Source organism: Acinetobacter sp. Gutcm_16, assembly GCF_028649355.1.
GTDB classification, from domain to species: Bacteria; Pseudomonadota; Gammaproteobacteria; order Pseudomonadales; family Moraxellaceae; genus Acinetobacter; species Acinetobacter johnsonii.
Genome location: NZ_JAQSUV010000037.1, coordinates 107,108 through 133,879, shown reverse-complemented (window position 1 = coordinate 133,879; position 26,772 = coordinate 107,108). Strand labels below are relative to the sequence as shown.

32 protein-coding genes are annotated in these 26,772 nt (G+C 43.1%); 11 read left to right on the top strand and 21 right to left on the bottom strand.

Going from position 1 to position 26,772, the window contains the following annotated elements:
• Positions 1–304: 304 nt before the first annotated feature.
• The 3 genes from PTT44_RS16285 to PTT44_RS16275 all read right to left on the bottom strand — a co-directional run bounded on the left by PTT44_RS16285 (position 305) and on the right by PTT44_RS16275 (position 2,665).
• Positions 305–1,702, bottom strand: a complete 1,398-nt coding sequence (locus tag PTT44_RS16285; RefSeq protein ID WP_168159497.1) for a dihydrolipoyl dehydrogenase — start codon at positions 1,700–1,702, stop codon at positions 305–307.
• A 209-nt stretch (positions 1,703–1,911) separates the two neighbouring features.
• Complete coding sequence (locus PTT44_RS16280) at positions 1,912–2,337, bottom strand: beta-lactamase hydrolase domain-containing protein (protein WP_062031268.1); 426 nt, start codon at positions 2,335–2,337, stop codon at positions 1,912–1,914.
• The gene (locus PTT44_RS16275; RefSeq protein ID WP_087014709.1) at positions 2,330–2,665 is read right to left on the bottom strand and encodes a TIGR01244 family sulfur transferase; all 336 of its coding nucleotides are present in this window, start codon (positions 2,663–2,665) and stop codon (positions 2,330–2,332) included. Before PTT44_RS16275 ends, PTT44_RS16280 begins: the two co-directional genes overlap by 8 nt.
• Positions 2,666–2,789: 124 nt before the next feature.
• On the opposite strand from PTT44_RS16275, the gene PTT44_RS16270 reads away from it, so the two are divergent.
• From PTT44_RS16270 to PTT44_RS16260, 3 genes are read left to right on the top strand one after another with little or no spacing between them, the layout of a single operon-like run.
• A complete protein-coding gene (locus PTT44_RS16270; RefSeq protein ID WP_168159488.1) occupies positions 2,790–3,686 on the top strand; it encodes an alpha/beta hydrolase in 897 nt (298 codons plus the stop codon).
• Entirely contained in the window at positions 3,687–4,118 is a 432-nt protein-coding gene (trxC, locus tag PTT44_RS16265; protein WP_004697614.1) for a thioredoxin TrxC, read from the top strand.
• Between the two features lie 17 nt (positions 4,119–4,135).
• The gene (locus tag PTT44_RS16260; RefSeq protein ID WP_004697616.1) at positions 4,136–4,558 is read left to right on the top strand and encodes an acyl-CoA thioesterase; all 423 of its coding nucleotides are present in this window, start codon (positions 4,136–4,138) and stop codon (positions 4,556–4,558) included.
• Between the two features lie 70 nt (positions 4,559–4,628).
• Here the strand turns inward: PTT44_RS16260 and PTT44_RS16255 are convergent, their stop codons facing one another.
• From PTT44_RS16255 to PTT44_RS16245, 3 genes are all read right to left on the bottom strand, one after another.
• Positions 4,629–5,126: an ester cyclase gene (locus PTT44_RS16255; protein WP_168159487.1), complete on the bottom strand. Its 498-nt coding sequence runs from the start codon at positions 5,124–5,126 to the stop codon at positions 4,629–4,631.
• 130 nt (positions 5,127–5,256) lie between these two features.
• Positions 5,257–5,757 carry a DUF4442 domain-containing protein gene (locus tag PTT44_RS16250; RefSeq protein WP_168159486.1) on the bottom strand — a complete coding sequence of 167 codons (501 nt, stop codon included), beginning with the start codon at positions 5,755–5,757 and terminating at the stop codon, positions 5,257–5,259.
• Between the two features lie 28 nt (positions 5,758–5,785).
• Complete coding sequence (locus tag PTT44_RS16245; protein WP_004697619.1) at positions 5,786–6,274, bottom strand: YajQ family cyclic di-GMP-binding protein; 489 nt, start codon at positions 6,272–6,274, stop codon at positions 5,786–5,788.
• 91 nt (positions 6,275–6,365) lie between these two features.
• On the opposite strand from PTT44_RS16245, the gene PTT44_RS16240 reads away from it, so the two are divergent.
• Positions 6,366–6,680, top strand: a complete 315-nt coding sequence (locus PTT44_RS16240; protein ID WP_168159485.1) for a rhodanese-like domain-containing protein — start codon at positions 6,366–6,368, stop codon at positions 6,678–6,680.
• 101 nt (positions 6,681–6,781) lie between these two features.
• On the opposite strand, the gene mnmC is transcribed toward PTT44_RS16240, so the two are convergent.
• From mnmC to PTT44_RS16220, 4 genes are read right to left on the bottom strand one after another with little or no spacing between them, the layout of a single operon-like run.
• The gene (mnmC, locus tag PTT44_RS16235; RefSeq protein ID WP_435781937.1) at positions 6,782–8,695 is read right to left on the bottom strand and encodes an FAD-dependent 5-carboxymethylaminomethyl-2-thiouridine(34) oxidoreductase MnmC; all 1,914 of its coding nucleotides are present in this window, start codon (positions 8,693–8,695) and stop codon (positions 6,782–6,784) included.
• A 30-nt stretch (positions 8,696–8,725) separates the two neighbouring features.
• A complete protein-coding gene (locus PTT44_RS16230; RefSeq protein WP_168159483.1) occupies positions 8,726–9,229 on the bottom strand; it encodes a hypothetical protein in 504 nt (167 codons plus the stop codon).
• A 4-nt stretch (positions 9,230–9,233) separates the two neighbouring features.
• Positions 9,234–9,536, bottom strand: a complete 303-nt coding sequence (locus tag PTT44_RS16225; RefSeq protein ID WP_004697623.1) for a YciI family protein — start codon at positions 9,534–9,536, stop codon at positions 9,234–9,236.
• 29 nt (positions 9,537–9,565) lie between these two features.
• Positions 9,566–10,180: a septation protein IspZ gene (locus tag PTT44_RS16220; protein ID WP_058870322.1), complete on the bottom strand. Its 615-nt coding sequence runs from the start codon at positions 10,178–10,180 to the stop codon at positions 9,566–9,568.
• 44 nt (positions 10,181–10,224) lie between these two features.
• Here PTT44_RS16220 and PTT44_RS16215 point away from each other — a divergent pair, with 44 nt between their 5' ends.
• Complete coding sequence (locus tag PTT44_RS16215; RefSeq protein WP_114837575.1) at positions 10,225–11,076, top strand: PHP domain-containing protein; 852 nt, start codon at positions 10,225–10,227, stop codon at positions 11,074–11,076.
• 67 nt (positions 11,077–11,143) lie between these two features.
• Here the strand turns inward: PTT44_RS16215 and PTT44_RS16210 are convergent, their stop codons facing one another.
• Together PTT44_RS16210 and radC are read right to left on the bottom strand one after the other, a co-directional pair.
• Entirely contained in the window at positions 11,144–12,055 is a 912-nt protein-coding gene (locus PTT44_RS16210; RefSeq protein WP_004697627.1) for a bestrophin family protein, read from the bottom strand.
• Between the two features lie 75 nt (positions 12,056–12,130).
• On the bottom strand, positions 12,131–12,823 hold the full coding sequence (gene radC, locus PTT44_RS16205) for a RadC family protein (protein ID WP_168159482.1): 693 nt from the start codon (positions 12,821–12,823) through the stop codon (positions 12,131–12,133).
• A 111-nt stretch (positions 12,824–12,934) separates the two neighbouring features.
• Between radC and coaBC the strand changes: the two genes are divergently transcribed.
• Together coaBC and PTT44_RS16195 are read left to right on the top strand one after the other, a co-directional pair.
• Complete coding sequence (gene coaBC, locus PTT44_RS16200) at positions 12,935–14,209, top strand: bifunctional phosphopantothenoylcysteine decarboxylase/phosphopantothenate--cysteine ligase CoaBC (RefSeq protein WP_094148278.1); 1,275 nt, start codon at positions 12,935–12,937, stop codon at positions 14,207–14,209.
• A gap of 77 nt (positions 14,210–14,286) precedes the next feature.
• A complete protein-coding gene (locus PTT44_RS16195) occupies positions 14,287–14,676 on the top strand; it encodes a cytochrome b562 (RefSeq protein WP_168159481.1) in 390 nt (129 codons plus the stop codon).
• A 60-nt stretch (positions 14,677–14,736) separates the two neighbouring features.
• Here the strand turns inward: PTT44_RS16195 and secB are convergent, their stop codons facing one another.
• The 4 genes from secB to rsgA form a co-directional block, all read right to left on the bottom strand.
• Positions 14,737–15,186, bottom strand: a complete 450-nt coding sequence (gene secB / locus PTT44_RS16190) for a protein-export chaperone SecB (protein WP_004697631.1) — start codon at positions 15,184–15,186, stop codon at positions 14,737–14,739.
• Positions 15,187–15,213: 27 nt separating this feature from the next.
• Positions 15,214–15,468, bottom strand: coding sequence for a glutaredoxin 3 (gene grxC, locus PTT44_RS16185; protein ID WP_004697632.1), 255 nt, complete (start codon positions 15,466–15,468; stop codon positions 15,214–15,216).
• A gap of 19 nt (positions 15,469–15,487) precedes the next feature.
• Entirely contained in the window at positions 15,488–15,895 is a 408-nt protein-coding gene (locus PTT44_RS16180; protein ID WP_004697633.1) for a rhodanese-like domain-containing protein, read from the bottom strand.
• A 97-nt stretch (positions 15,896–15,992) separates the two neighbouring features.
• Positions 15,993–17,051 (bottom strand): ribosome small subunit-dependent GTPase A, encoded by a 1,059-nt coding sequence (gene rsgA / locus PTT44_RS16175; RefSeq protein WP_004983468.1) that lies wholly within the window; start codon positions 17,049–17,051, stop codon positions 15,993–15,995.
• 124 nt (positions 17,052–17,175) lie between these two features.
• On the opposite strand from rsgA, the gene orn reads away from it, so the two are divergent.
• The 3 genes from orn (at position 17,176) to PTT44_RS16160 (ending at position 19,571) form a co-directional block, all read left to right on the top strand.
• Entirely contained in the window at positions 17,176–17,730 is a 555-nt protein-coding gene (gene orn / locus PTT44_RS16170; protein ID WP_004697635.1) for an oligoribonuclease, read from the top strand.
• A 158-nt stretch (positions 17,731–17,888) separates the two neighbouring features.
• Positions 17,889–18,623 (top strand): Bax inhibitor-1/YccA family protein, encoded by a 735-nt coding sequence (locus PTT44_RS16165; protein WP_010327547.1) that lies wholly within the window; start codon positions 17,889–17,891, stop codon positions 18,621–18,623.
• A 144-nt stretch (positions 18,624–18,767) separates the two neighbouring features.
• Entirely contained in the window at positions 18,768–19,571 is an 804-nt protein-coding gene (locus PTT44_RS16160; protein WP_168159480.1) for an enoyl-ACP reductase FabI, read from the top strand.
• A 102-nt stretch (positions 19,572–19,673) separates the two neighbouring features.
• Here the strand turns inward: PTT44_RS16160 and PTT44_RS16155 are convergent, their stop codons facing one another.
• Positions 19,674–20,267, bottom strand: a complete 594-nt coding sequence (locus PTT44_RS16155; protein ID WP_168159479.1) for a hypothetical protein — start codon at positions 20,265–20,267, stop codon at positions 19,674–19,676.
• A gap of 209 nt (positions 20,268–20,476) precedes the next feature.
• Here PTT44_RS16155 and PTT44_RS16150 point away from each other — a divergent pair, with 209 nt between their 5' ends.
• Positions 20,477–20,893 (top strand): hypothetical protein, encoded by a 417-nt coding sequence (locus PTT44_RS16150; RefSeq protein WP_168159478.1) that lies wholly within the window; start codon positions 20,477–20,479, stop codon positions 20,891–20,893.
• Between the two features lie 24 nt (positions 20,894–20,917).
• Here PTT44_RS16150 and PTT44_RS16145 read toward each other — a convergent pair whose 3' ends face one another.
• The 4 genes from PTT44_RS16145 to holA all read right to left on the bottom strand — a co-directional run bounded on the left by PTT44_RS16145 (position 20,918) and on the right by holA (position 26,770).
• Positions 20,918–22,327: an efflux transporter outer membrane subunit gene (locus PTT44_RS16145; RefSeq protein ID WP_168159477.1), complete on the bottom strand. Its 1,410-nt coding sequence runs from the start codon at positions 22,325–22,327 to the stop codon at positions 20,918–20,920.
• Positions 22,328–22,336: 9 nt separating this feature from the next.
• The gene (locus PTT44_RS16140; protein WP_058870313.1) at positions 22,337–24,328 is read right to left on the bottom strand and encodes a MacB family efflux pump subunit; all 1,992 of its coding nucleotides are present in this window, start codon (positions 24,326–24,328) and stop codon (positions 22,337–22,339) included.
• Between the two features lie 2 nt (positions 24,329–24,330).
• Positions 24,331–25,665: a MacA family efflux pump subunit gene (locus PTT44_RS16135; protein ID WP_078388512.1), complete on the bottom strand. Its 1,335-nt coding sequence runs from the start codon at positions 25,663–25,665 to the stop codon at positions 24,331–24,333.
• Positions 25,666–25,780: 115 nt separating this feature from the next.
• A complete protein-coding gene (gene holA / locus PTT44_RS16130; RefSeq protein WP_168159476.1) occupies positions 25,781–26,770 on the bottom strand; it encodes a DNA polymerase III subunit delta in 990 nt (329 codons plus the stop codon).
• Positions 26,771–26,772 lie beyond the last annotated feature (2 nt).

Genomic DNA, 26,772 nt, shown 5'->3' with positions numbered 1-26,772 from the left:
TAATTTAAATTAGGCCTTTATTGTTAATTATTATTTTATTTCATATCAAAAAGCCAAGTTGTTTCTGAAGCGAAAATGGATCAGGAATGACTGACTTATGTATTACAACACATGGTTTATTACGGGTATTAATGTGTTTTAGATCAGTTAAGTTACGCACTAAAATAAGTACTTTACCGCTAATCTAATAAGGCGTGTATCTTGTAATTAAATCAACGCATGCCGCGAATGATTTATAGTTTGCTGCACAACGTTGATGAAATCATTTAATTGCACACAGAAAACCTTATGAAAAGAACATGCATCATGAGTTTCGCAGTTTAGGTATCGTATCTAGCTGTCGACGTGCATGTTTTAATGCTGTTCTTAAACCTTCTTCAAGGGTTGGGTGATAAAACGGTTTTTCCAAAATTTCATCGACGGTCAGTTGTTCTGCAATCATCCATGCCAGTAAATGGGCCAAATGTTCAGTAGACTCTGTGAGTAATTCAGCACCCAGTAGCTTTCGGCTGCTTTTATCCACATACACTTCTATGGCTCCATGGTTCTTACCCAGAACCAATGCACGTCCTTGTTTAGCATAAGAGACTTCACCGATGACAAAATTGATAGGTGCACTTTGTAGTTGCTTAAAGTTTTGTCCAACCATTGCCATTTCTGGGCTACTAAAAACGATGCCTAAGGGTATTAGGGTCTTACATGATTCTATAGTAGGGAAATTTAATGCATTTTTGACCGAGACTTTACCTTCGTGTGCGGCTTCATGCTGTAGTGGAGTATCAGTATGTGCATCGCCAATGATAAAAATCGGGTAGTCAGCGAGTTGTTTGGTTTCAGGATCAACAGGTAAATGTTTTAAGTCTGTGAATGAGGTGTCGATATTTTCGAGTTTAAGGGTATTTAAAAGACTACTTCGTCCTGTGGCAACCAATAAATAATCGACGTTGAGTGTTTTAGGCTGACCATTTTCAGTAAACCTAAGTTCAACTTGATTATTTATATATTTAACCTCTGTGGGTAAAACTTCGAACTTGATCTCAAGTTCGGTGCTAATTTCTGTTTGTGCCAACTGCTGTAATTTCGGACTGGTCAGAACGCCGACTTTACGACTACGTGCAAAGACAGTGGTATTGACGCCAAGTCGTTGCATGGCTTGCGCAAGTTCAATTGCGATGACGCCGCTCCCAATCACTGCTAAAGATTTGGGTAAAGCATTGAGTTCAAAGATTTGATCGGAGGTGATGAGCCGATCACCGAGTTCATTCTTCCATGCTGGGTCAAAGCTAGGTGTGGAGCCTACAGCTAAAATAAAGCTTTTGGCTTGGTAGTGTTGCCCATTAACTTCGACCGTTTTTGAATCGACAAAGCGAGCACGGCCCTTAATTTTATGGGACTCAGGCCAGCTCTCTACGGTTTTAAGGGTACTATGAGTAAAGCGATCACGGAGTTTTTGTACGTGTTGCATGACCTGACTGCGGTCTATTTTTGACTCTACTTGCAATCCGACACGATCAGCATGTTGAATATCATGCATGCGATTTGCTGTAGAAATCAGCACTTTTGACGGCATGCAGCCGACACGCGCACAAGTGGTGTCCCATGGCCCATCATTAATGATTAATAGATTTTGTGTGGACTTCACGGCTTGTTGGTAGGCTGCGATACCCGCAGTTCCAGCCCCAATAATAATCAGATCATACATAAGCAAACGTTTATCTAAGCGAGACATACTCTATAGTTAACATATTCAGGACTGTAGATGATTATATTTTGTAAAAAAACGGCACTAGATGCCGTCTTTACTTTCATTTGACTTATAAGCCAGTACCAACGCTTACCCCAACGGTAGGACGTACATTCATTGAACTACATGCTGTCATTAAGGTACAGCAGAGTAAAAGCAGCAACAGTTTATTCATGGAGTAATCCTCGTTGTTTTGCCTGATTGAACAGCAGACTAGAGCGAGCACCACTCTTACAGACCATTAAAATAGGCTTGGGCAATTCATTATAATATTTAGCAAATTCGACCACGTCTGTTTCAGAAATTTTACTGCTGGTAACCGGTTGGTAAATTACGCTGACTTTGGACTGTTCCGCAATATTACGCAGTTGATCAACGCGAACGGTATTGCCTTGTTCTTGATCTGGTCGGTTGACAATGACCGACTTAAAACCTTGTTTTATCAACTGTTGAAACTTGTCTTGGGTCATTTCCCCTGAAACGCTGAGCTGCGGGCTGAGTGCTTGACTCAGGTTATTCGTTGCCGCCCACAATGCGCTGCTCGTTAAAATCAGAGCAGTGCAGATGACACTTTTAAACAACCGTTTAGTCATCTAACAGGTCCATTTGTTTCGCAAGTTGATATAAATTGTTTGAGCGATTACCGGTACGGCAGAACATTAAAACAGGTTTTGGTAGCTCATTGAAATGATTAGCAAAAGTGCGTACATCAACTTCTGTGATTTGTCCTGCAACTACAGGTTGATAGACATAATCTAGACCTGCAACACGAGCTGCTTCTTCAATTTGAGCGCTAGTTGGTTGTTCTGGACCACCTTCCATATCTGGGCGGTTATTGATCACAGATTTAAACCCTTTTTCAACCACTTGAACCAAATGTTCTGGGCCAATTTGACCTGCAAAGCCTACATTTTCGCTCATGCTGTCACTCCAAAATTAAACTAATCGAGATATGCTTTATGATAGCATTAAGCTGAAAGTTCAGCCTATGCTGTTGAAATATTTATAAGCGATTACAACCATAAAATAACGCAATGGAGCAGGTATGCACGCCTATACCGTTGAACCGCTATATGTCAAAAGTGGCCAAGAGGTCATTGCTGCGGATTTTTATCGTCCGAAAACTGAAGAAAAGCCAGCAGTGATTGTTATGGCCCATGGTTTGGCTGGGCTGCGCCAATTCAAACTGATCCAATTTGCGCAGCGTTTTGCACAAGCGGGTTATGCAGTCGTGTTATTTGACTACCGTTATTGGGGCGGGAGTACTGGACGTCCACGAGAGTTGGTCTCGATTAAGAAGCAGCTTGAAGATTGGCGGACCATGATTAACCACCTCAAAGAACGTAAGTCGATCGATAGTCGACGGATCGTGCTGTGGGGGACAGCGCTCAGTGGTGGTTATGTGCTCGATATTGCAGCAGAGTTCAAAAATGTACAGGCCGTGATAGCGCAAGTGCCTTTTGTGGATGGGGCAGCAAGTGCTAAGTTATATCCTTTGCAACAGTTCCCCAAAGCCTTAAAACTATCCAGCCAAGATTATATGGGGGGAAAAGTGGGAATGTCCCCGACCACTTTACCTGTGGTTGATCCACGAGAGTTATGTTTTTTGCCAACGCAAGATGCCTATTTGGGGTATCGTTCGATTATTAATCCTGATTATTATTGGAGTGGTGAGATACCTGCCCGATTATTTTTTAATTTAATTCGTTATCGTCCCATTCAAAATGTTAGGCAAATTAATATTCCTGTACTGTTCATTGCAGCCAAGCATGATAGTTTAATTCCGATTGAATCCAGTCGTGAAGCAGCGACCAATATTGCCCCTTTTGTTCAATATCATGAATGGGAGATGCAGCATTTTGATATTTATCATGCCAGTTGGTTTGAAAAAGCCATTTCGACCCAATTAGAATTCTTACATCAACATATTGGAGTCAACTAAATGATTATCGTCTGTCCTACTTGTTTAGCCAAAAATCGTGTGCCTGAAGAGAAATTGAGTGCCAATCCGAGCTGCGGTCAGTGCCATGCAGCGCTTTTACCTGCGGCGCCGATTGAGTTGAATGAGCAGAATTTTAGCCAGTTCATTAGCCATAGCGATTTGCCTGTGTTTATTGATTTATGGGCAGAGTGGTGTGGTCCATGTAAAATGATGGCTCCGCACTTTGCTGAAGTGGCCAAGCAAAATCCGCAGGTTATTTTTGCTAAAATTAATACCGAAGAGTCTCCGCGATTGAGCAGTGCGTTTAACGTACGTAGCATTCCGACCCTAGTTTTAATGAATAAAACCACCGAAATTGCTAGAATAAGCGGTGCGCTCCGTGCGCCACAATTGCAACAATGGTTAGATCAACAGTTGCAAGCCCAGTCATAATGAAAATTGGAGTCAACGTGTCAGAGATTCATGTGAAACCAGAAGGGATGTTGTCTCTTCAGACAATTGCAATGCCAGCCGATACCAACTGGAGTGGAGATGTTTTTGGTGGTTGGATTGTGTCACAAATGGATTTGGCGGGTGCAATTCACGCAGAGCGTTTTAGTAAGGGACGCTGTGCAACGATTTCAATTAATCAGATGACGTTCTTAGTTCCAGTGAAAGTCGGCGATGTCATTAGTTGTTATACTAAACTGTTAAAAGTGGGCAATACGTCTATTCAGATGGAAATTGAAGTATGGGATAGTCATGACAGTTCACGTCCGCCTGTACGTGTGACTGAAGGTGTATTTACCTTTGTTGCGGTTGATGTCAAAGGCAATAAGCGTCAGATTCCAGCGGATGTTAAAGAAAAGTTCCTTGCGAGCCAATCCAACTAAGGTTTGAGTCAGTCTGCAAAAAGCCAGTGTAATTACTGGCTTTTTTTGCTATTTAATGCAGTCCGATGGATTAAAACATACTATTGCGGTTGGCAGACTCAGCGGGAATGCTTTGTATCACATCCCAATGTTCTACAATTTTGCCTTGTTCGACGCGGAAAATATCGACAACGGCTTCACCACGATCTTGTGCATTTTGAGTGGAATGTACATGGAGCACCACCAAATCACCTTCGGCCACGACACGTTTGATGGTATTTTTTGCATCTGGATGTTCTTTAAAATACTGGGTGAAGTAGTTTACAAAAGGTGCTTTGCCGTCTGCCACATAGGGATTATGTTGAATGTATTGTATACCAATATAGCGGTCAGAATAGGTTTGAACCTGATGTTTGCTAAAAACTCCTTCATAAAAGTCCACCACAATTTTTTTATTTTGTTCGGTCAGGGTAGAGGCAGAACGGTGACTCGGCGTTGTTAAAACCGATGTATTGGCGGGATTGTGCTGTTGGCAGGCCATCAGCCCTAAAGAAAATAAGGCAGTCGCTAAAATTAGTCTTTTTTTCATCAAGTCAGCTCAAATATTCATGTTATGTAGCATGATTTTGAGCTGAGTCGAAACAAAGATATAGTAAGTTTTAGTCGCAGCTTTAGCGTATTGTTGTAAATTTTATACTGTACTAAACAGTAAGTTATATTTACTTTTTTAATGATGCTTTGTCGAGCCATGCCCATAACATTTTACATTGAACAGGTGCTTCACCCGATTCATCCATCACTGTCACAGAAACTAAAGTTTCACCTCTGGCGGTGGTTTGCATCAGCTGCTGTTGTTCTGGTGTTAAGGTGGCTGTCGCTGTCATGGCACCTTTACTCGGACGTTTAAAGTCAACGTGCATGCTTTTAATCAGAACGATGCAATGGTCAGGCACATTCATCCCTGTTACAAAGCCTGTTGCCGTTTCAGCAATCAAGGCCATGGCACAGGCATGCAGTTGACCAATATGGTTTTGCATGGCACGGTGATTTTCGATTTTGACTACGACTTCACTGTGACTGACTTGCAAATAACGAATATTGGCACTGCCGACCATGGGAACTATGCGACCAAAAGCTTGACTCCATAATCGCGTACGCAATGCTTTCGGCAAGCGTGACGTGGTTTTTACAAGTTTTGATAAGCGATTGGCCTTTGGCATAGTTACCTCAAATGATCAAACAAGAGTATTAGTCTTTAAAGTTATTGAATTGTAAAGGCAGACCAAATTGTTGTTCTTTTAAAAAGGTCATTACTTGCTGTAATGTATCGCGCTTTTTATCAGTCACACGAATTTTGTCGCCTTGAATTGAAGATTGCACTTTAATGCCGCTTTCTTTAATGGCCTTGTTAATTTTTTTTGCGGTATCTGAGTCAAGTCCATCTTTTAATTTCACCACTTGAAGTACATTTTTACCTGAAGCAGTCATTTTTTGTGGATCAAGCGCTTGAATATCGACTTTACGCTTAAAGAAATGGTTCTCTAACATGGTATAAACTTGTTCACACTGGAAATCACTTTCAGTTGAGATTTTGATTTCTTTGTTTTTTTCATTGAGTTCAATAGAAACATCCTGACCACGGAAGTCGAAACGGGTTGCGATTTCCTTTTGGGTGTTCTGAACGGCATGATTTACTTCAAAAATTTCTAATTCTGAAACAATATCAAAAGATGGCATGGATTAAACCTTTACAAATGGAAAGAATATCTGAGATGCTAGGGATGTTTTCTTCATTTGCCAAGTGTTGTTTACATCAAAGGAGTGCGCAATGATCCGTAAACAAGAAATTACAACATTTGAGTTCCCAGAGGATGCGATCATCTGGGATGTACGCGATTCAAGTGCTTATGCTGAAGCACACGTGAAAGGGGCGATTAATCAGCCAATCACAGAACTTTCAGCACAGAGCCTTACTCAAGTGTCGACGGATCAACCGATTTACATTTTATGTGGTGGCGGTAGTAAAGCGCCACGTGCTGCAGAGTTACTCGAAGGTTTTGACAGTGCGCGTGAGTATGTGATTTTAATGGGTGGTACCCGTGCTGCTCGTGCTGCTGGTTTAGTCTTAGAACAAAGTAATTAAGCAGAAGCAAAAAAAGCGCCGTAAGGCGCTTTTTTAATGTCTTAGAAATTTACATTTCTCTATTTATAGCGCCATATGCTGTACTTGAGTCATAAGCAGAACTAAGACTGCGCTTTAAAATAAGGCTTTTTGGCTTTGAGCTTTTTATGGAATCGGGTCGGACTGAGCTTTTGTAGCAGTGACTCAGGAACGGGACAGGCCTCTTTCAGTATCTGCGCCGCTAAAATTTCACTACATAAAGGGGCAAACAAAAAGCCTTTAGAACCCAAGCCAGCAAAGCTATAAATTTCAGTCTGTTCAGACATTTTTCCAAGGACTGGAAAATAGTCCAAACTTTGCGCGCGAACAGATGCACGGCCTTGCCAAGTCGTCACATCAGGAAGCGATTGTGCATAATCTGGAAAGACACTGTGGATAAGCTCGTAGTTATGCACATGGTCTTCAAGTAAAACATCGCTGTCGTCCCGATTGGGATAGAAGGATGCACCTAAGATGAGTTGTTGAGTATCAAGCTGCATACAATAGCCGCCATAGCTATAAGCTTGATTGAGGGTCAAAGGTTGTGTGGTGTTCTCCACCCAACTGACTTGTCCGCGAATGGGCTTCAACACAGGATATTGCTCAAAGAAAGCAGCCGTGTGGCGCGCACAACACACAATCACATGATCAAACTGACCTAAAGATTGGGCTTGTTCATTGAAAAGTTCATTGTGCTCTGGGTGGATTTGAGTAATGTTGGCTTGTACGAACTGAATGAGCGGATGCGCTAAGATTTGATCTTTGAGTTGATGTGGTGAGACAGCGCCGGCTTCAGTTAGATTCAGACTGGGATATTCGGTGATTAACGCAGAATCAGCAGCGGTTTCGGCTGTCAAAAGATCCGCAGGGTATTGTTGTTCGAGATCGAGTAAGTCTTCGGCTTTTTTCAGCGCCAGTTGATGTACTTGAATGGGGCGAAAAGCCTTAAACTTGGGATAGTGCTGTAAAGCATGTTGCCAAGCTAAAGTCATTAAATGTTCATGACTTTGTTCAATCGGACAAAGTTTGGGGTTGAGTAAGGCCAGCGGATTGCCTGAACCTCCTGCAAGTGGCTCAGATTGGTCGTAGAGCGTGACTTCATGCCCGCGCTCAGCAAAGGCCCATGCACTACTTAAACCTGCAATCCCTGCGCCAATGATAGCAATTTGGCGTTGCTTAAAAGCGTGTAGTACTTGATCAGGTCGATTTTGATTCAATACTGATTGGGTATCTACAGCGTCTGATGTGTTTTCAGGCTCAGCAGGTAACCAGATGGCTTTGAGCATTTCGCGTTTATGCTTATAGCCACGCGGACGTGAAATAGAAATACCATGCTGTGTTAAACCACGTTTGAGCACGCCTGCGACACTAAATGAAGAAAATGTCGTTCCAATACCAGATAGGCGAACGATGTGATTCAGTACTTGCTCTTCCCATATGTCTGGGTTACAGGCAGGTGCAAAACCATCGAGGAACCATGCGTTAACGCGACTGGTTTTTGCCATACTGGGAAAAACATCGTGAGCATCGCCTAACCAAAGGTCAAGGCTGAAACGTTCCTCAGGGAAGCTCAGGCGATGACAACCCGCAATCAGATGCGGATACTGTGCAATCAGTTGATCGGCGATCGGTTTGAGTTCAGGCCAGACATTGAGTGCACGTATCAGATCAGTTTTAGACAGCGGAAATTTTTCAACTGAAATGGCATGAAGGTGGCTGTGGTTATTTGGGCGAACCTGTTGCCAAAGTTGCCAAAGCGCCAAGATGTTGAGCCCTGTGCCAAAACCTGTTTCACCAACACTAAAATATTCAAAGGGCTGAAGATTGGACAGACGCTCAGATAAATCATTACCATTTAAAAACACATGGCGAGTTTCGAGTAGACCATTGTCCTTGGAAAAATAGACATCGCCAAATTGTTTTGAGACTGGCACATCTATGCCATCAATCTGTTGCCATTCTAAATCGGCAGTTTGAATTGCACGCGACACAACCACAGCACCCTATTGTTTTCAATAGGGCTTAGCTTACCACTGACGACGACGTTTGGTATAAACGTAACTGGCAATTAAGAAACCCAGTAATACGCCAACAGCGATGGTCGCCGCGCCGTAGAGGAACATTTGCGCACTGCGTTCGCTTTGTAAGACTTGTACTTGTACACCGAGGCTATCATTTTTGAGTTGTAGCTCTTGGTTTTGCGCCAAAGCATCGAGATTGGCTTTTTCCAATTGGGCAAGACGTGAAGCTTGGTCTTTGACCAGTGCTTTGACTTTGGCATCTTGCAATGCTTTGTTTTTGGCAAGTTGTTCAGCGGTGAGTGGTTTGGCTTCTTGCGGTTGGCCTGTTGGGCTAACTGTGGCCACCGCAGGAATGATTTTCGGCTGAGTTGCACTGCCTTGCACTTGAACAGGTGTGGCAGTCGTTGCTGGTACAGCAGGGGCTACACTCGGGGCAGGAGCGGTTTCAACGGCCCACGCCATAGAAGAAAGAAGAGATAAGCCCAATAAGCTTGTGACAACAACGCGCATGACCTTATCCTTGAGGGAATGCTTTATTAAATGGTTTAACATCAATCTGACGATAAACCCCTGCTTTTAAGAATGGCTCTTCCTGTAACCAGACATCGAGTGCTTCACGTGAGTCAAAGTCAACAATGATTGTACTGCCGTAAAAGCCTGCTTGCGGATTGCTTGGATCTTTCGGCATCGCTCCTGCAACAATTAAACGACCTTCATCATTGAGCTTTTGTAAACGAGCAAGATGTTCTGGACGTGTAGCAAGACGTTTTTCGACTGTACCTTCTTGATCGGTACATGTGACGACGAATAGCGGCATAAGAGTTCTCGATGTATGTTCTGGCTAAATTACTCTTCAGAAGATTTAAAGTATTTACGCAATACAATAAACTGAATAATGATAAAGGAAAACATCACGATCATGTCACCAAAAGCCGTGAATTCTCCCCAATATTTTCCGTCCATAAATAAAAATGCGAAAAATACATGTAAAAAAGACATGAGGGCAAACATAGCAGCCCATGCAAAGTTTAAATTTATCCAACCTGCGTCGGTTAAATTGAAGATTGGGCCGAACAAGCGTTTGATTAGCGGTTTGCGTTCTTTGCCAAAATAAGGAGAAAGTAAGAAAGCGCCTGAGAAGATAATATTCAGTAAGGCCGCTTTGAGTTTGATATAAAAATCATCCGACAGCATTAAGGTGACACCGCCGAAAATAACCGTCATAAACAACACAATCCACTGTTGTTTGTCTAAACGGAACTTTTGCATGAAGAACAGTGCGCCGTAAACTACTAGCATCGAAATAATCAAACCTGTGGTCGCTACAAGAATATTATTGTTATCGACACCCCCAGCAGAACCAATCAATTGGAGCAATGGGTGATCAGTATTTTTAGGATCTACAGTTTTATATAAATAAAAGAAAATGATCAGCGGCACAAAGTCTAAAAGTGCTTTCATGTTAGAGTATCTAAATCTGTTCAAATAAATAGCTAGTATAAGTGATGGAAGGCGTAGATTTACATACTCACAGCAATATTTCTGATGGTACTTTCACACCGAAGCAATTGGTTGATGCTGCTGCGGAAAAAGGCATCCATACCTTGGCTTTGACAGACCATGACACCATGGATGGTCTTGCATTGGCAGAGTTGGCTGCAAAGTCGCATGCGATGCGTATTATTTCGGGGGTAGAAATTTCGAGTCAGTGGTCGAGACCCTCAACCCAGAAAAACTATGGTGTGCATGTGGTTGCATTGAATATGCAAGACTTAGAACCACTGCAAAAATGCCTTGAACAGCAAAAACAAATCCGTGCGCGACGTGCTAAGCAAATCTGTGATTTGTTGATTCCATTGATTGGTGAAGATATTTATCTCGATGTTTTGGCGAAAGTTGAACAGATGCCTGACCGTGTGACTCGAACGCATATTGCCAAGACCTTGGTTGAAAAAAAGTATGTGAGTCGTGCGCAACAAGCGTTTGATAAATATATTAAGGAAGGTAAGAAAGCCTACGTAAAATTTGATGGGCTGGGCTTAGAAGAAACCATTCAAGTGATTCATGCCAGTGGTGGTTTTGCCGTATTGGCGCATCCGACACGGTATGATTTATCTGCTACTAATATTCGTTATCTGATTGAAATATTTGCGCAGTTTGGTGGAGATGCGGTTGAGTTGCCGCCCAATGTCGAACCGACATCTACCCGTCAAATGGTGGATCGGATGATTGCCGAGCATGGTTTAAAAGTATCGGTCGGGAGTGACTTTCATGGTGACAATATGCCGTGGATTAAGCTGGGCAATATTCCCAGAGTCAAAGACGGGCAAGTGGGGATTTGGGAAAGTTTTGTGTAAAGCGTATTAGCCATTCCCACCTTCTCCATGAGCTATATAGCCTAAGAGAAGGTAAGCATGCGCTCGATTAGAGTAAGTTATTGTCTTGTGCTTGAATGGGTGGTGGGGTCGGTTTACCTAAAGTCCCAAGCAGTTCAATTTCGATAGTACGTACCATCGAGTCCAGTGGCAAGTCATTACTTTGCGTTCCGAAAGGCTCTTCAATTTCCGAACTCAAAGCATCGAGTCCTAAGAAGGTATAGGCCAACACACCAACTAATAGTGGGGTGAAAATACCCAAGGTTGAACCCAAGCTAAACGGTAAAATGAGACAGAAAAAATACACCGTACGATTGAGTAGTACTGAGTAGGCAAAAGGTAGCGGCGTTGTCGCAATACGGTCACAACCAGTTTGCACCACACTCAAGTCAGCAACGTGCTGATTCAGCTGCGCATAGACAATGTCACTAATTTCACCTTCTTTTAATGCCTGCATCAACTCCCACTGAATCAGACTGAGTGTATACTGTGGGGCATTGGCTTGTTGATACAGCTGAGTCAGTGCATTTTGACTTAAGCCACTGGTCTGCACCAATTCTGTTGGATTGGCTGTTTGATGGCGTAAACGGTCACGTAAGACATTGGCAAAGACAATCACATGTTGAATTACACGTTCACGACGACCTTGGGTCAAGATACGACAGTCACGGTCAAAGTGACGTGAGTTGGCAATTAAAATGCCCCATAACTTCCGCGCTTCCCACCAACGGTCATAGCAGGCACTATTTTTAAAGCCGAGGAAAATGGAAAGCACCACCCCAATGAGGGTGAAGCCGACCAAAGGCAGTTCAGGGAAGTGGAAATAGCCGACATAGGACAAAATGCCAATAATGGCAGAGACCAACATGACCACACCCAAAGGCGGTAAAACTTTGGGAAGAATGGTGCCACGCCATGAAAAAAGCACCTTAAAAATACTGGGCTGATCACGCACAATCATGTGATTAGAATTCTTTTAAAATTTTGCTTGATCTTCATATTTGTCGTGGTATTTGTCAATCATTTGTCTGCATATTTAAACGGATTGGATCAGACCGTGTTCAGCAAAAGAAAAAGCACCTTCGGGCGATAAGATGAAATGATCAATCAGTTGAATATCCACGAGCTGACTGGCTTGAAGAATACGCTCTGTCAGTTCGATGTCCGCCGCGGAGGGCTGAGCTTTCCCAAGTGGATGATTATGGGCAATCACCATGAAAGTGGCGTGTTGAGCAATACAGTAACGGAGCAATTGATTGATCGATATTTCACAAGAATTGACTGCACCAAAGAACAATTTTTTAAAGTTTATTTTTCTTAAATGTGCATCCAAGCAAAGCACTGCAAAGACCTCTTGGTTTTCGCCTGAAAACTCATACTGTAAAAAATTGAGCAGTTGAGCTGAATGATTGAGCTCCAACTTGTGTTGCTTGAGCTGCTGGCTACTGTAGCGTCGCCCCAGTTCTTTGACGGCCATTAATTGTGAATACTTGGTCGGGCCAATGCCGTGAAATTGGCTGAGCTCGGGCAGTTCAGCATCGAAAACCGCATTCAGACTACCAAAATGTTGCAACAAAAGACGTGCCAATTCGACCGCAGAATGTTGCGTTGAACCCGAACGGATGAAAATGGCCAACAGTTCTGCATCGGAGAGGCTGGCTGGCCCTTGTTGTAATAAGCGTTCACGTGGCCGTTCTTGTTCAGGCCATTTTTTTATGGATAAGTGCATTATTTTATACTTTTTTATTCTTAATTTGAGAAACAGGGCTCAATCGATGATTGGGTACGGGACTATTTAATGCTATTGTGAGCGCCACTGCAACAGAAAGGTAGCCTGTTCGTGAGCTTTGATCTCAGTGTAATTCCAAATAAAAATATCCTTTTAGCTGTTACGGGTGGTATTGCTGCCTATAAAAGTGCCATTTTGGTTCGCCGTTTAAAAGATGCGGGTTTTCAAGTCCGTGTGGTGATGACCGAAGGTGCACAGGCTTTTATTACGCCACTAACTTTTCAAGCTTTGTCGGGCAACCCCGTCCATACAGAACTTCTCAACCCTGAAGCCGAAGCGGGCATGGGGCATATTGAGCTGGCACGTTGGGCAGACTTACTCTTGGTTGCGCCTGCCAGTTGCAACACCATTGCAAAGTTTGCTGCGGGTTTAGCCGATGACCTGCTTTCTACTTTATATTTAGCCACCAAAGCCCCTGTATGGGTCGCACCAGCCATGAACCAACAAATGTGGGCAGCAAAAGCGACGCAGCGTAATTTAGCGACTTTGGTGGAAGATGGCGTGCATGTGATCATGCCAGATGCGGGTGCGCAAGCTTGTGGTGATGTCGGTTTAGGTCGTATGCCTGAGCCTGAGGATTTGGCACATCAAGTGACAGAGTACTTCCATAAAGCGCAGCGTGCCATGGCTGAAAAATTTGGGATGTTGGCGGGTAAAAAAGTCACCATTACTGCTGGGCCAACGCGTGAAGCGATTGATCCTGTGCGTTATATTTCCAACCACAGTACCGGAAAAATGGGTTTTGCCATTGCTGCTGCATGTTATGCGGCAGGAGCCAAAGTGACTTTAATTGCAGGTCCTGTCAGCTTAGACACACCGAACGGTGTACGCCGAATCAATGTTTCATCTGCCATGAAAATGCTGGATACCAGCATGCAAATGTTAGATGAAGGCTGTGATGTGTTTATCGCGACAGCCGCTGTTGCTGATTATCGTGTCGCAGAAGTTGCAGAGCATAAGATTAAGAAAGCAGGGGACGAGCTCAATGTTTCTTTAATCAAAAACCCTGATATTGTGGCGACCATTGCACAACAAGATAAACGCCCGTTCATGGTGGGTTTTGCAGCAGAAACACGCAATGTCGAGGAATATGCCGCAGGTAAATTGGTCGCGAAAAAGCTCGATATGATTGCCTGTAATGATGTGTCACGCCCTGATATTGGTTTTGCGTCTGATGAAAATGCGATGACGGTCTTTTTTGCAGAAAGTTATAAAATGGAAAAGCGCGATCTAGAAAAAGCGTCGAAACAAGAAATTGCTTTGCAGTTGGTTGAAGCGATTCACGATGCTTTACATCGAGACCCTGAAAGTGATGATGATTTTTAATTTACATCGGTCTTCATTTTTGCGATATTCAATGCAGCCTTAGGCTGCATTTTTTTTGCAAACTCATAGGAATAAGAATGAAAAGATTATTAAAGGTTGTGCTGTTGAGCAGTGGTTTATGTTTGGCAGGACTTGCACAAGCATCGGAAGTGCTAGAAGGTGCGATGAAATCTTTGGCGAAAAACTCAAAAGCTTTTACTCAAGCCAAGACTGCCACAGAGGCGAATACCGCATTAGCTGAAATGCAAAAAGCCGCGGCAACTGCCAAGCAAAACAAGCCTGATACTTTGGTGAAACAACCAAAAGACAGTGTTAAAGTGAAACAATATGAACAAAAGTTTGATGCATTAAACCAAGAAATTGAACATGCTCAACATTTGGTACAGGCAGGGAAACTTGCGGAAGCCAAACAAAGTTCAGCCAAGTTTGAGGCCATTAAGCAGCAAGGCCATAAAGCATTTAAATAATTCAGTACAATAAAAAAGACCGCAAAAGCGGTCTTTTTTATGTTTGAAGGGCTTAAAGTTTTAAGCTTGACCTTCAACAGCAGCTGCTTGAGCACGCTGCATATTTGCTTCGAACTCAGCATCAAAGTTAATTGGTGTAAGTAACAATTGTGGGAAACTACCTTTAGTTACCATATCATTCACCGCTTCACGAAGGAACGGGAACAAAATGTTCGGGCAATATGCACCTAAGATGTACGGAAGACGTTCTTCTTCAACACCATCTACAAGGAAAATACCCGCTTGAGTAACATCGACAATAAACGCCGTGTCGCCTGCATTGTTTGCTTGTACAACCACTTTAAGTGAAACTTCGTAGTGAGTTGGATCAACTTTTTCAGCAGAAGATGACAAGTTAATGTTTAACTCTGGTTGCCATTCTTTGGTAAAAACTTGCGCCCCAGGGACTTCAAAAGAAATATCTTTTGTGTAAATACGTTCTAAAGCAAGTTGTGGTTGAGCTTCACTCATTTTCTAATCCTTAATATGCTGAGCTAATTATGCCAATAGTTGGTCGAGTTTGCCTTCACGCTCTAAAGCATAAAGTTGATCAAAACCACCAATAAATTGGTCATCAATAAAAATTTGTGGAACCGTACGGTGATTGGTGCGTTGCATCAATTCAATGCGGACTTCTGGCGCTTCTTTAGATAAATTAATTTCTTTATATTCGACGCCTTTACGCTCAAGGAGCTGCTTTGCGCGAACGCAATATGGACATACAGTCGTTGAGTAAATAGTGACTTGAGCCATGAGTTTCTCCTTGTGCGAATTATTTAGCTTTAACCAGTGGTAAGCCTTGAGCCTTCCAGTTGCTAATCCCACCATCTAAACGATAGCTGTCAGTATGTGCAACTTGTTGTAAAGCGGTACCTGCCACTTGGCCTAAGTTACAGATGAACACGAGTGGACGATCTGCAGCTTTTAACTCTTCAGCATGTTTTGTAATTTGGCTGTAGGGAATGTTGCGACTTCCGCTAATATGACCTTCACGGAAATCTTTGGCATCACGTAAGTCAATCAACATGGCATTTTTAGCTTTCACTAAAATACCTAAAGATTGTGGTGAAATTTTGCGACCATTGCGTTGTCCTTCAAGTACGAAAAACAAAACAACCAATACCGCAAGTGTTCCAAATAAGAAGGGGTGATTCCCCATAAACTCGAACCAACGTTCCACAAGTCACCTAAATTACAATTCAAAAATTGCTAGAGAGTATAGCTCATAAAATATGGTGATCAAAATCACCGCTTCAAGGGCTAAGGTTGAATAAAAATTAATTTTTTTGCTGAGCTTCAGCAATTTCATCAATCAGACGTAAATAGCTGTCTAAACGGCGCGTTAAAATTTCACCATTTGCCGCAGCTAAGCGTAAAGCGCATTGTTTTTCATGTTTATGGGTGCAGTTACGGAACTGACAGTAGCCCAGCAAGTTTTCAATTTCAGGAAAGCCGCGTTGCACTTTGTCCGCATCTAAGTGCCATAAACCAAACTCACGAATTCCCGGTGAGTCAATCAGCGAGGCGCCTTCGCCAAAGCCAATCAAACGGGTAGAGGTCGTGGTGTGCTGCCCTAAGGCTGAGTTTTCAGAAATCACATTGGTTTTCTGCGCAGCATCAGGCACGATGGCATTAATTAAAGTGCTTTTACCAACACCAGACTGGCCAACAAAAGCCACAGTTTCATTTTTTAAACGCTGAGTCAGTGCGGTTAAATCGCCATCGGCTTGTGTTTGCATCACTTCATAGCCTAAGGCTTGATATTCCGCAATCAACGCTAAAATCGGGTCATTGTCTTTGAGCAAATCGGTTTTGTTCAGCACTAAAAGTGCTGGAATGTTGGCATCGGCACAGGCCACCAAATAACGGTCAATCAGACCTGGTGCTGGCTCAGGCAGTGGCGCAAATACAATCACAATCAGGCTGATATTGGCAGCGACAGGTTTTACTTTATGATAACGGTCTGGACGAGTCAGTAGTGACTGACGTGGCTGTATGGCATTGATGATCCCGAGCCCCGTATTTGGGTCGGCTTGCCATTTGACACGATCACCTGTGACCAGTAGTTCGAGGTTGGTGCGTGTATGACAGCGCCAAATGCTGCCGAGTTCAATTGGTTTCCAAAACGGTTCAGGTTCACCTGCTTGTACCGTCGGTTTGATGGGATGTGGATCTGGAGTCGTAAGGGCTTGCACTTCAAGCTGACGGCCGTAGTGTTGTACCACCAAGCCTTCTAAATCATTTGAAGTGTCGATATCTTCTTGACGTGTTTGCTGTTGTTTCTGAATGCGACGTTGTTGCTGTTCAGTTAAACGACGTTTACGAATTAAAGCCATTCATATCCTAAAAAACCATGAATTCAAGATGGCAAAAATAGCACGAAGCAGGGTATCAGTTACAGCATCGAAGCAATTAATTTGCTACTATCATCGTTTTTAAGCCGAATAAGATTGCACATTTATGAGCAGCACCGCTGATACGCGTTTGATTTGGATTGACCTTGAAATGACAGGTCTCGATACTGATAATGACCAAATTATTGAAGTTGCTACAATTGTGACGGATGATAACTTAAATATTTTAGCTGAAGGGCCTGTGCTTGCTGTTCATCAGCCAGACCGTGTGCTAAATGCAATGGATGAGTGGAACACTCGCCAACATGGTCAATCAGGCTTAATTGAACGTGTACGTCGCAGTAAATTGACTGCGCAAGATGCTGAGCAGCAAACTTTAGAATTTCTAAAAAAATGGGTCAATCCAAAAAGCTCACCGATGTGTGGCAATTCAATTTGCCAAGACCGCCGTTTTTTACACCGTTTAATGCCTGAAATGGAACAATATTTCCATTATCGTAATTTAGATGTGTCTTCTGTAAAAGAGTTGGCTAAACGCTGGCGTCCAGAAATTATGAGTGGCTTGAAAAAGAATGCTTCACACTTAGCGATGGATGACATTCGTGATTCGATTGCGGAACTGAAGTATTATCGTGAATACTTTTTTATTATGAATAAATAAGTAGTAAAGAAAGAGGCGCTAGCCTCTTTTTTATTGAAATCGAATAGAATAGAGCTGAGGGTATTGGTGTAGAAAAAAGAAACACTTTTTTGCTATACAAGTTTAAAACACGCTTTATGATAAAGTAAATTAATTAAATTATAACAAAGAGTTGAGTTATGCAAAGTAATAACCCTATTTTGAACCGCGTGGAAACACATGCGGACTATAGTCAACCAATGACTGTTCAAGGTGCTATTCAGAAGTCTGTATTACTTACAGTGATTGCAGCTGTGGTCGGTATGGCACTGTTTTTCTACTGTTTCATGACCTTAAATATTTCGCTAGCCTATGCTGCAACCTTAGTCGGTGCGATTGGTGGTCTAATTTTAGGCCTGATTGCAACTTTTAAACCAAATACCGCACGTACCCTTGCCATTCCATATGCCTTGTTTGAAGGTGCTTTTTTAGGTGGGGTGTCGGTCATTTTCCAATTGAAATATCCGGGTGTACCTTTACAAGCGCTGTTGGCAACTTTTGTCACCACTTTAGTGATGTTTGGTTTGTATCGTTTTCAAATTATTCGTGCCACTGAAAAATTCAAATCTGTAGTGATGTCTGCATCAATTGCCATCGCGATTGTGTTTGTGGTGCAAATGGTCATGCGTTTGGCTTTTGGTTCAAGTATTCCATTTTTATTTGAAAACAACTTATTAGGTCTAGGTTTTGCCGCTTTTGTTGCAGTGATTGCATCACTGAACTTAATTCTAGATTTTGATTTGATTGAAAGTGCTGCGGCTCAACATGCTCCGAAAGCGATGGAGTGGCTGTGTGGTATTGCGCTACTAGCAACTTTGGTGTGGATGTATTATTCATTCCTGCGTCTACTCAGCATGCTGCGTGGTGACGACTAAGTTCCACGGTTTTAACAAATACGCCCCTTCATCGGGGCGTATTTGTTATTGAATGTTGATGAATTGAAAAAAGGCGCATTATGCAATTTCGGTTTCAACTTAAACTTGGCATTATGCAGATAAATTATTTTGAGTGAGAGTCACATGGCACAAGGACTATTGGCTGGAAAGCGTTTTTTAGTAGCAGGTATTGCAAGTAAATTATCAATCGCATTTGGTATTGCTCAAGCGCTTCATCGTGAAGGCGCGGAACTTGCGTTTACCTATCCAAATGAAAAGCTGAAAAAACGTGTAGATGAATTTGCAGCACAATTTGGCTCAACGATTGTTCTACCATGTGATGTGGCTGTCGATGCTGAAATTGAACAAACTTTTGTTGAATTGGCAAAACACTGGGATGGTTTAGACGGTGTGGTGCATTCGATTGGTTTTGCGCCTGCGCATACCTTGGATGGTGACTTTACCGATGTAACGGATCGTGATGGTTTTAAAGTGGCACATGACATCAGTGCATATAGCTTTATTGCTATGGCGCGTGCTGCGAAGCCATTACTTTTAGTTCGTCAAGGTTGCTTGTTGACCTTGACTTACCAAGGTTCTGAGCGTGTGATGCCAAACTACAACGTGATGGGTATGGCGAAGGCGTCGCTAGAAGCGGGCGTACGTTATTTGGCATCAAGCTTGGGTGCAGAAGGGATTCGTGTGAATGCGATTTCAGCAGGTCCAATCCGTACTTTGGCGGCATCAGGGATTAAATCGTTCCGCAAAATGTTAGATGTAAACGAAAAAATTTCGCCACTTAAACGTAATGTGACCATTGAAGATGTGGGTAATGCCGCATTATTCCTTTGCTCACCTTGGGCAAATGGTATTACCGGTGAAATCATGTATGTCGATGCAGGTTTCAATACGGTAGGCATGAGCGCAGACTTGATGCTCGATGACTAATTAGATTGATTCAAATTATTTGATAAAGCCGCTTTTATAGCGGCTTTGTTTTTAGAAAAAACTTAATTATGTAGAGAAAGTTTGTCTGATAGCAGCCCATTGTTAAGTTTTATGTGCATTTTCGACAAAGTAGTCATAATATTTTCTCGCCACTTCCTCTGGACCAAGTGCTACATCAATAAGCATTTGAAGAGCCCATACTGGACCTGGTATCACCTGATCTAAGTCAAGGTCTTCAGGGTCAGATTCTGGGGTGATTGCCATTTCTAAGTTTTCAAACCACCAAATTTCGATTTTATGTAGTAGTCCGATCATCTCATTGAATGCCTCCGTTACATCAAAGTCGACACCTGATGAGGCAAAGGTAAGCATTTCGTGAGCTAAGGTATTACGGCATCTTTTAATATGCTCAAATCTCTCTAAGTCATTATCGTCAATGGCATCCATATCTTGCAACCATTTCAATGATGCATAGAGAGGACTTCTATTGAGTGAAAGTACCTTTTCTTTATATTCTGGATCAACAATCATTCCATTTTCATTGAATCCATTTGTAAAGAAGCTCTCAATTTTTTCGATAATACTACTTTTGAGCATTTCGAAAGCCATTGAAAATATTGATGCAGTAATAATATTCGTTTTAAGTGTTTTGGGATGAAGTGCTCGTTCCCAAGACGCCTTAACTTTTTCATCCATATTCGATCTCTATAAAGAAATTTATTACTGTTATACATATAATATATTTCTATCACTATTAGAAATATATTAAAAATCAACTGACGGATATAACTAATCATTTGCCATCGAATATTTTATATGCTAATTAATGCTGGGTTTGTTGAATTAAAATTCTAAAGATAATGTCGATAAAAATATAATTTTTAGCTTTCGGGGTAGGTTAAAGCGTGAAAAAAATAACTGTTGTTTTAGGATTAGTAACTCTTCTTTCACTTCAGGGTTGTGCCGCAGTGATGGCGAGTAACCAGCCGCATAAAAAGAATCTGACAGTTTTAGAGGTTGGAAAACACCGTAATTATGTGATTTCTGAATTGGGTGCACCAGTTACTTCAGAAACCGTCAATGGAGAGCGTAAAGAGATTTATACTTTCCAACAGGGCTACTCAAAAGCAGCCAGAATCAGTCGTACGTTATGGCACACGACTGCGGATATTGCCTCGATTGGTCTATGGGAAGTGATCGGCTCTCCAGCCGAGATGTATTTCGATGGTCAGCAACTTTCGTATGAAGTTGTTTTTGATGACCAAGACAATGTTAAACGTATTCACCAGATCCAGAATAATCCAGATCTGGTGAAAGAATAAGAGAACAAAACAATAGTGCTAGGACTATTGTTTTGCTAGTTCTTTTACAGGACTTCCACCCAAGGCTTGCATCAACGTCACATAGGCGTTGTATTGGCTCTGTTTGGTATTGACCAATGTTAAGCGCGCAGTACGCGTGGTTTCTTGTTGATCCAATAAGGTTTTTAAAGCCACGGCACCATAGCGATAACGCACTTGGGTCAAACGTTCTACTTTCTCAGCAAGTTCCAAATTCCGCTGTTGCAATTGCACTTGTTGACTGATTTCAGTACGTGCAGACAATGCATTTTCCACATCGGCAAAGGCTTGGTACAAGGTTTGACGATATTGCACGATGGCTTTTTCATAGTCCAATTGACTAATCGCAAGGTCACGTTTCATGTCGTTATATTGCAAGAACGGCAGACTTAAACTTGCGCCTAAGGTTAGGGCTGGGTTCTTGAGCAGTTGCGTGAGCGAGGTACTGCTTGAACCAAGATTTCCAGTCAAACTGATCGAAGGATAATAGCTCGCCGTGGTGGCATCTTTGGTGGCTAAACTCTCTCGTAAACGTAGCTCAGCCGCTTTTAAGTCTGGACGGCGCGACAAAATGTCGGCAGGTAAGCCCGCAGCAATGGTTGGTAAAGCCAGTTGTGGTAAACGCTGAGGTTCATCAATACTCAACTGCTGTACAGGCATATGCAGTAACACGGCAATTGCGGTACGGGTCTCGACCAAACTTTGCTGAATTTGACTCAGACTGGCTTTTTGACTTTGTACTGACTGTTCAGCTTGAGTTAAGTCCAGTCCTGATACAGCACCAGCTTGATATTGAACTTTAACCAAGTCATACAGTTTTTGTGAGGTCGCAAGGCTTTGCTCAGCCGTTGTACGGCTTTCATTATAATAGGCCAACTGCCAATATAATTTCGCCGTGGTGCCAATTAAGCTTTGAGCAGTGGCTTGTAAATCTTGCTCAGTTGCCAGTGCTTCCCATCTCTTTGCTTCAGTTTGACGGGCCAATTTACCAAATAAATCGACTTCATAACTTAAGCCAGCACCCAAAGACAGACCACTTGAGCTGTCATTGCCTGAGTTTAAGTCGAATTGATGACCTGTTGACACCGTAGAGTTCACTCTTGGCTTTTGCTGATTTTCAGCCAGTTCTGCTTGTAAACGCGCTTGCTTTAAAGTCATCCCTGCAACGGCCAAATCGGCATTTTTTGCTAGTACGGCATCGACCAGTTGATTGAGCTGTACATCACCAAATAACGTCCACCATTGATCGGCATACAGGGCTTGTTGGCGTTGTTGCGATGTTACTTTGTCGTATTGAAACTGAGATGGCGTCTGTACCGCTGGCGCTTGATAAGGTGTTTTAACCACAGCTGCACAGCCAACCAAAGTGCTGCCAAGCAGCATCGCGGTACAAAGGCGCGTTAATAAAAAAGGCATATTTTTTCCTTATTCTCTGGCAAGTGCTGCAACAGGGTCGAGTTTGGCCGCATTTTTTGCAGGCAAGAAACCAAACACCACACCAATTAAAGTCGAGCATACAAATGCGGCGATAATTGAGGTGGTGGAGTAGGCAACCCCGAAATTCCCCCCAGCAAATTTTTGAATGATTTGTCCTAGACCCAGCGAGAGCAACACGCCTAAAACCCCACCAATCAGGCAGACTAAAATGGCTTCAATCAGGAACTGCTGCAAAATATCACTTTGACGCGCACCCACCGCCATCCGAACCCCAATTTCTTGCGTCCGTTCGGTCACTGAAACCAACATAATGTTCATTACACCGATACCGCCCACCACCAAAGAAATCACGGCAATTGCAGAAACCAATAGGGTCATGGTACTGGTGGTCTTTTCAATGGTTTGGCGAATACTGTCGCTGTTCATGGTGAACACATCTTGTTGACCATGACGCAAGGTGAGTAAGTTCACAATTGCGTTTTCAGCCGCGCTGGTGGAGTACTTATCATTGATTTGCACCACGATATTGCGCACATTACTCTGACCGAGCATACGACTCATGACCGTGGTGTAGGGCATATAGACATTCAAAGTATCATCGGAACCCATGGCACTGGTTTGTGGTTCGACTACACCAATAATGCGTGCAGGAACACTGCCCAAAAGTACGACCTGCCCAATCGGACTGCTACCATCACTAAAAAACTGTTTTTGTGTATTGGTGTCAATGACCACGTCTTGGGTGCGGTCACGGACGCTCCGCTGGTCAAAGGTTTGTCCATTTTTGAAGGTCAGGCCTTTCACTGTGAAATAATCGCCACCGACACCATTAATGGTGGCATTGGCTTCACTTTGTTGATAGCGAATCGTTTTGGATGAACTCACCATGGGACTGACCGCACTCACATACGGTTGGGTGGCGAGCGCTTCAGCATCGGCAGGAACAAGGGTTTTAAAGTTGGCCGTTTTGGAGTTGTCACCAAAACCGCGCCCTTGAAACACCGTAATGGTGTTAGTTCCTAAGCTACTGATGTTACTTAAAATCTGTTGTTGTGATCCATTTCCTAAAGCCACCACTGTCACGACGGAGGCAATCCCGATAATAATGCCGAGCATGGTCAAAAATGTTCGCATGCGGTGTGCATTCATGGACAAAAGTGCCATACGGAAGGCTTCACCTAAACGGTCGAGCAGGGAACGCCATGCGGAAACACTTTTATTTTTTTCTTGCTGGGCAGAAATCGCAGTTTCTGCATCAGGGTCACTGTGTAGTTCAGTGTCATGCTCAGGTTGATTGACTCGGTCTGCAATGATTTGCCCATCACTGATCTCGATAATCCGCGAAGCATTTTTCGCCACTTGCATATCATGAGTGACCAAAATAATGGTATGGCCTGCGGCATTTAACTCACGCAAAATCCGCATCACTTCCACGCCACTATGCGAGTCTAGGGCACCTGTCGGTTCGTCAGCGAGAATGACATCACCGCCATTCATCAAGGCACGTGCAATCGAGACACGTTGTTGCTGTCCCCCAGAAAGTTGACTTGGTCGGTTTTGAGTTTTATTGCCCAGTCCTAATTCTGTCAGTAAAGCAGTGGCACGTTGTTTACGCGCATACGGTGTTGCCCCTGCATAAACGGCAGGTACTTCAACATTACCTTCTGCGGTTAAGTCGCCTAAAAGGTGGTAACGCTGGAAAATAAAACCAAAATACTCACGACGTAATTCGGCCAATTGATCAGGTTCGAGTTTACCGGTTTCGCGACCATTGACCTGATAACTTCCTGAGGTTGGGCGGTCGAGACAGCCCAAAATATTCATCAGGGTCGATTTACCTGAACCAGACTGACCGACAATGGCAACCAATTCACCTTCGTAAATGGTCAGGTCAATGCCTTTGAGAATTTGGACAGTACTTTCGCCAGCTGGAAACTCTCGCACCAAATTGCTGACTTCAAGCAAGGCTTTTTTGGTCATGCTTACATTCCCATCGGTGGACTGTTACGACGGCGGTTGCTGCTATTGGCAGAAGCGGCAGAGTTCTCCGAACTGTCTGCAATCACCACTTGATCGCCTTCTTTTAAGCCTGCAAGCACCTGTGCATTGACGCGGTTATTGATACCCACCAAAATTTGTTTGGGTTGAGCTGAGCCATCCGCTTGTAAGACACGGACTACGCTCAGCGTAGCTTTACCTTCTTTGACCAATTGTTGTTGCGCTGCATTTAAATTTAGACGTTCAAGTCGCGGACCTTGAGGTCGGTCTGAGTCCGATTTGCTTTGTGTCGATGACGCTGCTTGCGTATTTGAACCGCTGTTCCGCTTTGCATTTGCAGGACGAGTGGAAATTGCAGAAGAAGGGACTAATAACGCATTTTTTGCAGAATCGAGCACGATGTAGACTTGTGCAGTCATATCAATACGTAGCTTGCCATCATGGTTGGGTACATCAAATAGAGCATTGTAGTAAATTGCGGTGCTGGTTGATGTGCTGGTGGTACTTTCATCGGTAATCGAGTCTGGCGCGGGCTCAACTTGACGTAAGCTAGCATAACGCTTGCTGTCATCACCTAAAGTGGTGAAATACACCTGTTGGCCTTTTTCAACTTTCATGATGTCCGCTTCACTGACCTGCGCCTTAATGGTCATGTTTTGCAATTTTGCAATTTTAACAATAGTCGGCGCACTTTGATTGGCGTTTACAGTTTGACCTTCCTCAGTCACGATCGCCACCACAGTACCATCAGTAGGTGCCACAATGCGGGTATAACCGATATTGGTTTGTGCGGTCGACTTGGTTACTTTTGCAGATTCAATCTGTGCATCAATGGCTTTAATCTGTGCTTGTGCTGTTTTATAGCTGGCCTCAGCCGATTCTAATTCTGCTTTTGATGTGGCATCTTGTGCATACATTTGCTGTTGACGCTTATAGGCCAGTTGCGCCTCATTAAGACTGGCTTCTTGTTGTAGACGCTGCGCTTGCAAATTTTTAATATTGGCTTCTGCTGTTTTGAAGCTGTTTTCTTGGGTGGTTGAATCAATCTGCGCAATCAATTGACCTTGTTTAACTTCATCGCCCAGTTGCACATACATTTTCTGTACTTGACCTGAGACCTGTGCGCCAACACTCACTAGTTTGGTTGCATCTAAAGTACCTGTCGCCAATACCGTATTTTCAAGATCACCACGAGTGACCGATTCGCTAATATATTGTGGTTGTTCTTGTTTGGGTTTGAAATATGTCCACGCGACATAAGCAAGTACGGCAACACACAGTACCGCGATAACCATTTTGACAGCTTTTATTTTTTGCATTGGAATCAGGGAGTAAACAGAATTGCAGATAGTATAAAAGCGAAATACGGATAAATCGTGAATTTTTTGAACAAATAGAAATGATTATTATTTTAAAAAGACTCGTTGCGGTAATTTAAGCGGGAAAGAGTGACTTTCCACACAGCGTTGCAATGGCTTGCATCACGATATGTTCCGCATTTTCATGCCCCAAACCTTTAATCGAAGCATCAATGCGAAGCAGGAGACTGGGCCACGTTAAAAAGCACTGCGGGTTCAGTCGACGTAATGCTTGTTGATAGACGCTGACTTTATTCTTCCAAATCCCCAGTTGCAGTGCATTTTGCGGTTGCTCAAACAGTTGCATGAGTAAACGCATTTCTTTACTGATACTCCACAAAATCAGACTGAGGGGTTCACCTGAGGCAATCAGGTATTGGTAAATTTTAATGGATTGCGCCAAATTGCCTTCGAGCAGAGCATCACTTAAATCGAAAGTACTATAGCGGGACTGATCTTGTAAGCAGGCATGTAAATGATCAATCTGAATCAGCTCAACCTCGGCAAAGGTGTCGCTGACACGCATTAAGCTATTTTTAGCTGCGAGTAAGTTGTGTTCATGGTGTTGTTCTAACCACTGCCATGCATCCTGACTCAGTTTAACCCCAAGCTTATCTGCTTCAATGCTTAAAATCTGCTGACGGTCACGCGGATAATTCGCGGTCAGGGCAACATGCACACCATTGGCTTCAACCGTTTGAAAAAAGCCCGTTTTTAGGCTGGCGCTGTCCTGTTTTGGCATCACCACCAAAAGCAAGTTCTGTTCATTGCTTTGGATATAGCTTTTTAGCAACTTTAAAGCATTAGCATCGGGTTTAATATTGCCATGAACTTCAATGGCAAGCTGACTTGAAAATAAGGACAAGCTGTTGAGTGCATTAAAGACATTTTTCCAGTCATTGACATTGTTGATGTCATGCCGTTGTCGTTCAATCTCTTGCTTTTGCCAACTTGCTCGAAAGGCATCCAGTAAATTTTGCTCAAGCAATGGTTCTTGACCTTGCATAATCCACGCGCCGCGAGCTTCATCGACACGTTTTAGGGCCTGCAAATAGTCAAGTTTCATTG

What these genes read in the sequence shown, in the direction of transcription:
- PTT44_RS16225 (WP_004697623.1), bottom strand. Translation starts at nt 9,536, where the DNA reads ATGCCGCTATTCGTCGTCACATGTACCGATCAAGAAGGTACAGTCGAA.
- PTT44_RS16250 (WP_168159486.1), bottom strand. Translation starts at nt 5,757, where the DNA reads ATGCCAAAGGCCAATCGCTTATCAAAACTTGTAAAAACCACGTCACGC.
- PTT44_RS16215 (WP_114837575.1), top strand. Translation starts at nt 10,225, where the DNA reads ATGGAAGGCGTAGATTTACATACTCACAGCAATATTTCTGATGGTACT.
- PTT44_RS16155 (WP_168159479.1), bottom strand. Translation starts at nt 20,267, where the DNA reads ATGGATGAAAAAGTTAAGGCGTCTTGGGAACGAGCACTTCATCCCAAA.
- PTT44_RS16280 (WP_062031268.1), bottom strand. Translation starts at nt 2,337, where the DNA reads ATGACTAAACGGTTGTTTAAAAGTGTCATCTGCACTGCTCTGATTTTA.
- PTT44_RS16160 (WP_168159480.1), top strand. Translation starts at nt 18,768, where the DNA reads ATGGCACAAGGACTATTGGCTGGAAAGCGTTTTTTAGTAGCAGGTATT.
- PTT44_RS16145 (WP_168159477.1), bottom strand. Translation starts at nt 22,327, where the DNA reads ATGCCTTTTTTATTAACGCGCCTTTGTACCGCGATGCTGCTTGGCAGC.
- PTT44_RS16135 (WP_078388512.1), bottom strand. Translation starts at nt 25,665, where the DNA reads ATGCAAAAAATAAAAGCTGTCAAAATGGTTATCGCGGTACTGTGTGTT.
- PTT44_RS16195 (WP_168159481.1), top strand. Translation starts at nt 14,287, where the DNA reads ATGAAAAGATTATTAAAGGTTGTGCTGTTGAGCAGTGGTTTATGTTTG.
- PTT44_RS16165 (WP_010327547.1), top strand. Translation starts at nt 17,889, where the DNA reads ATGCAAAGTAATAACCCTATTTTGAACCGCGTGGAAACACATGCGGAC.
- PTT44_RS16285 (WP_168159497.1), bottom strand. Translation starts at nt 1,702, where the DNA reads ATGTATGATCTGATTATTATTGGGGCTGGAACTGCGGGTATCGCAGCC.
- PTT44_RS16220 (WP_058870322.1), bottom strand. Translation starts at nt 10,180, where the DNA reads ATGAAAGCACTTTTAGACTTTGTGCCGCTGATCATTTTCTTTTATTTA.
- rsgA (WP_004983468.1), bottom strand. Translation starts at nt 17,051, where the DNA reads ATGGCTTTAATTCGTAAACGTCGTTTAACTGAACAGCAACAACGTCGC.
- secB (WP_004697631.1), bottom strand. Translation starts at nt 15,186, where the DNA reads ATGAGTGAAGCTCAACCACAACTTGCTTTAGAACGTATTTACACAAAA.
- grxC (WP_004697632.1), bottom strand. Translation starts at nt 15,468, where the DNA reads ATGGCTCAAGTCACTATTTACTCAACGACTGTATGTCCATATTGCGTT.
- PTT44_RS16140 (WP_058870313.1), bottom strand. Translation starts at nt 24,328, where the DNA reads ATGACCAAAAAAGCCTTGCTTGAAGTCAGCAATTTGGTGCGAGAGTTT.
- trxC (WP_004697614.1), top strand. Translation starts at nt 3,687, where the DNA reads ATGATTATCGTCTGTCCTACTTGTTTAGCCAAAAATCGTGTGCCTGAA.
- holA (WP_168159476.1), bottom strand. Translation starts at nt 26,770, where the DNA reads ATGAAACTTGACTATTTGCAGGCCCTAAAACGTGTCGATGAAGCTCGC.
- orn (WP_004697635.1), top strand. Translation starts at nt 17,176, where the DNA reads ATGAGCAGCACCGCTGATACGCGTTTGATTTGGATTGACCTTGAAATG.
- PTT44_RS16255 (WP_168159487.1), bottom strand. Translation starts at nt 5,126, where the DNA reads ATGAAAAAAAGACTAATTTTAGCGACTGCCTTATTTTCTTTAGGGCTG.
- PTT44_RS16270 (WP_168159488.1), top strand. Translation starts at nt 2,790, where the DNA reads ATGCACGCCTATACCGTTGAACCGCTATATGTCAAAAGTGGCCAAGAG.
- PTT44_RS16210 (WP_004697627.1), bottom strand. Translation starts at nt 12,055, where the DNA reads ATGATTGTGCGTGATCAGCCCAGTATTTTTAAGGTGCTTTTTTCATGG.
- radC (WP_168159482.1), bottom strand. Translation starts at nt 12,823, where the DNA reads ATGCACTTATCCATAAAAAAATGGCCTGAACAAGAACGGCCACGTGAA.
- PTT44_RS16245 (WP_004697619.1), bottom strand. Translation starts at nt 6,274, where the DNA reads ATGCCATCTTTTGATATTGTTTCAGAATTAGAAATTTTTGAAGTAAAT.
- PTT44_RS16230 (WP_168159483.1), bottom strand. Translation starts at nt 9,229, where the DNA reads ATGCGCGTTGTTGTCACAAGCTTATTGGGCTTATCTCTTCTTTCTTCT.
- PTT44_RS16240 (WP_168159485.1), top strand. Translation starts at nt 6,366, where the DNA reads ATGATCCGTAAACAAGAAATTACAACATTTGAGTTCCCAGAGGATGCG.
- PTT44_RS16275 (WP_087014709.1), bottom strand. Translation starts at nt 2,665, where the DNA reads ATGAGCGAAAATGTAGGCTTTGCAGGTCAAATTGGCCCAGAACATTTG.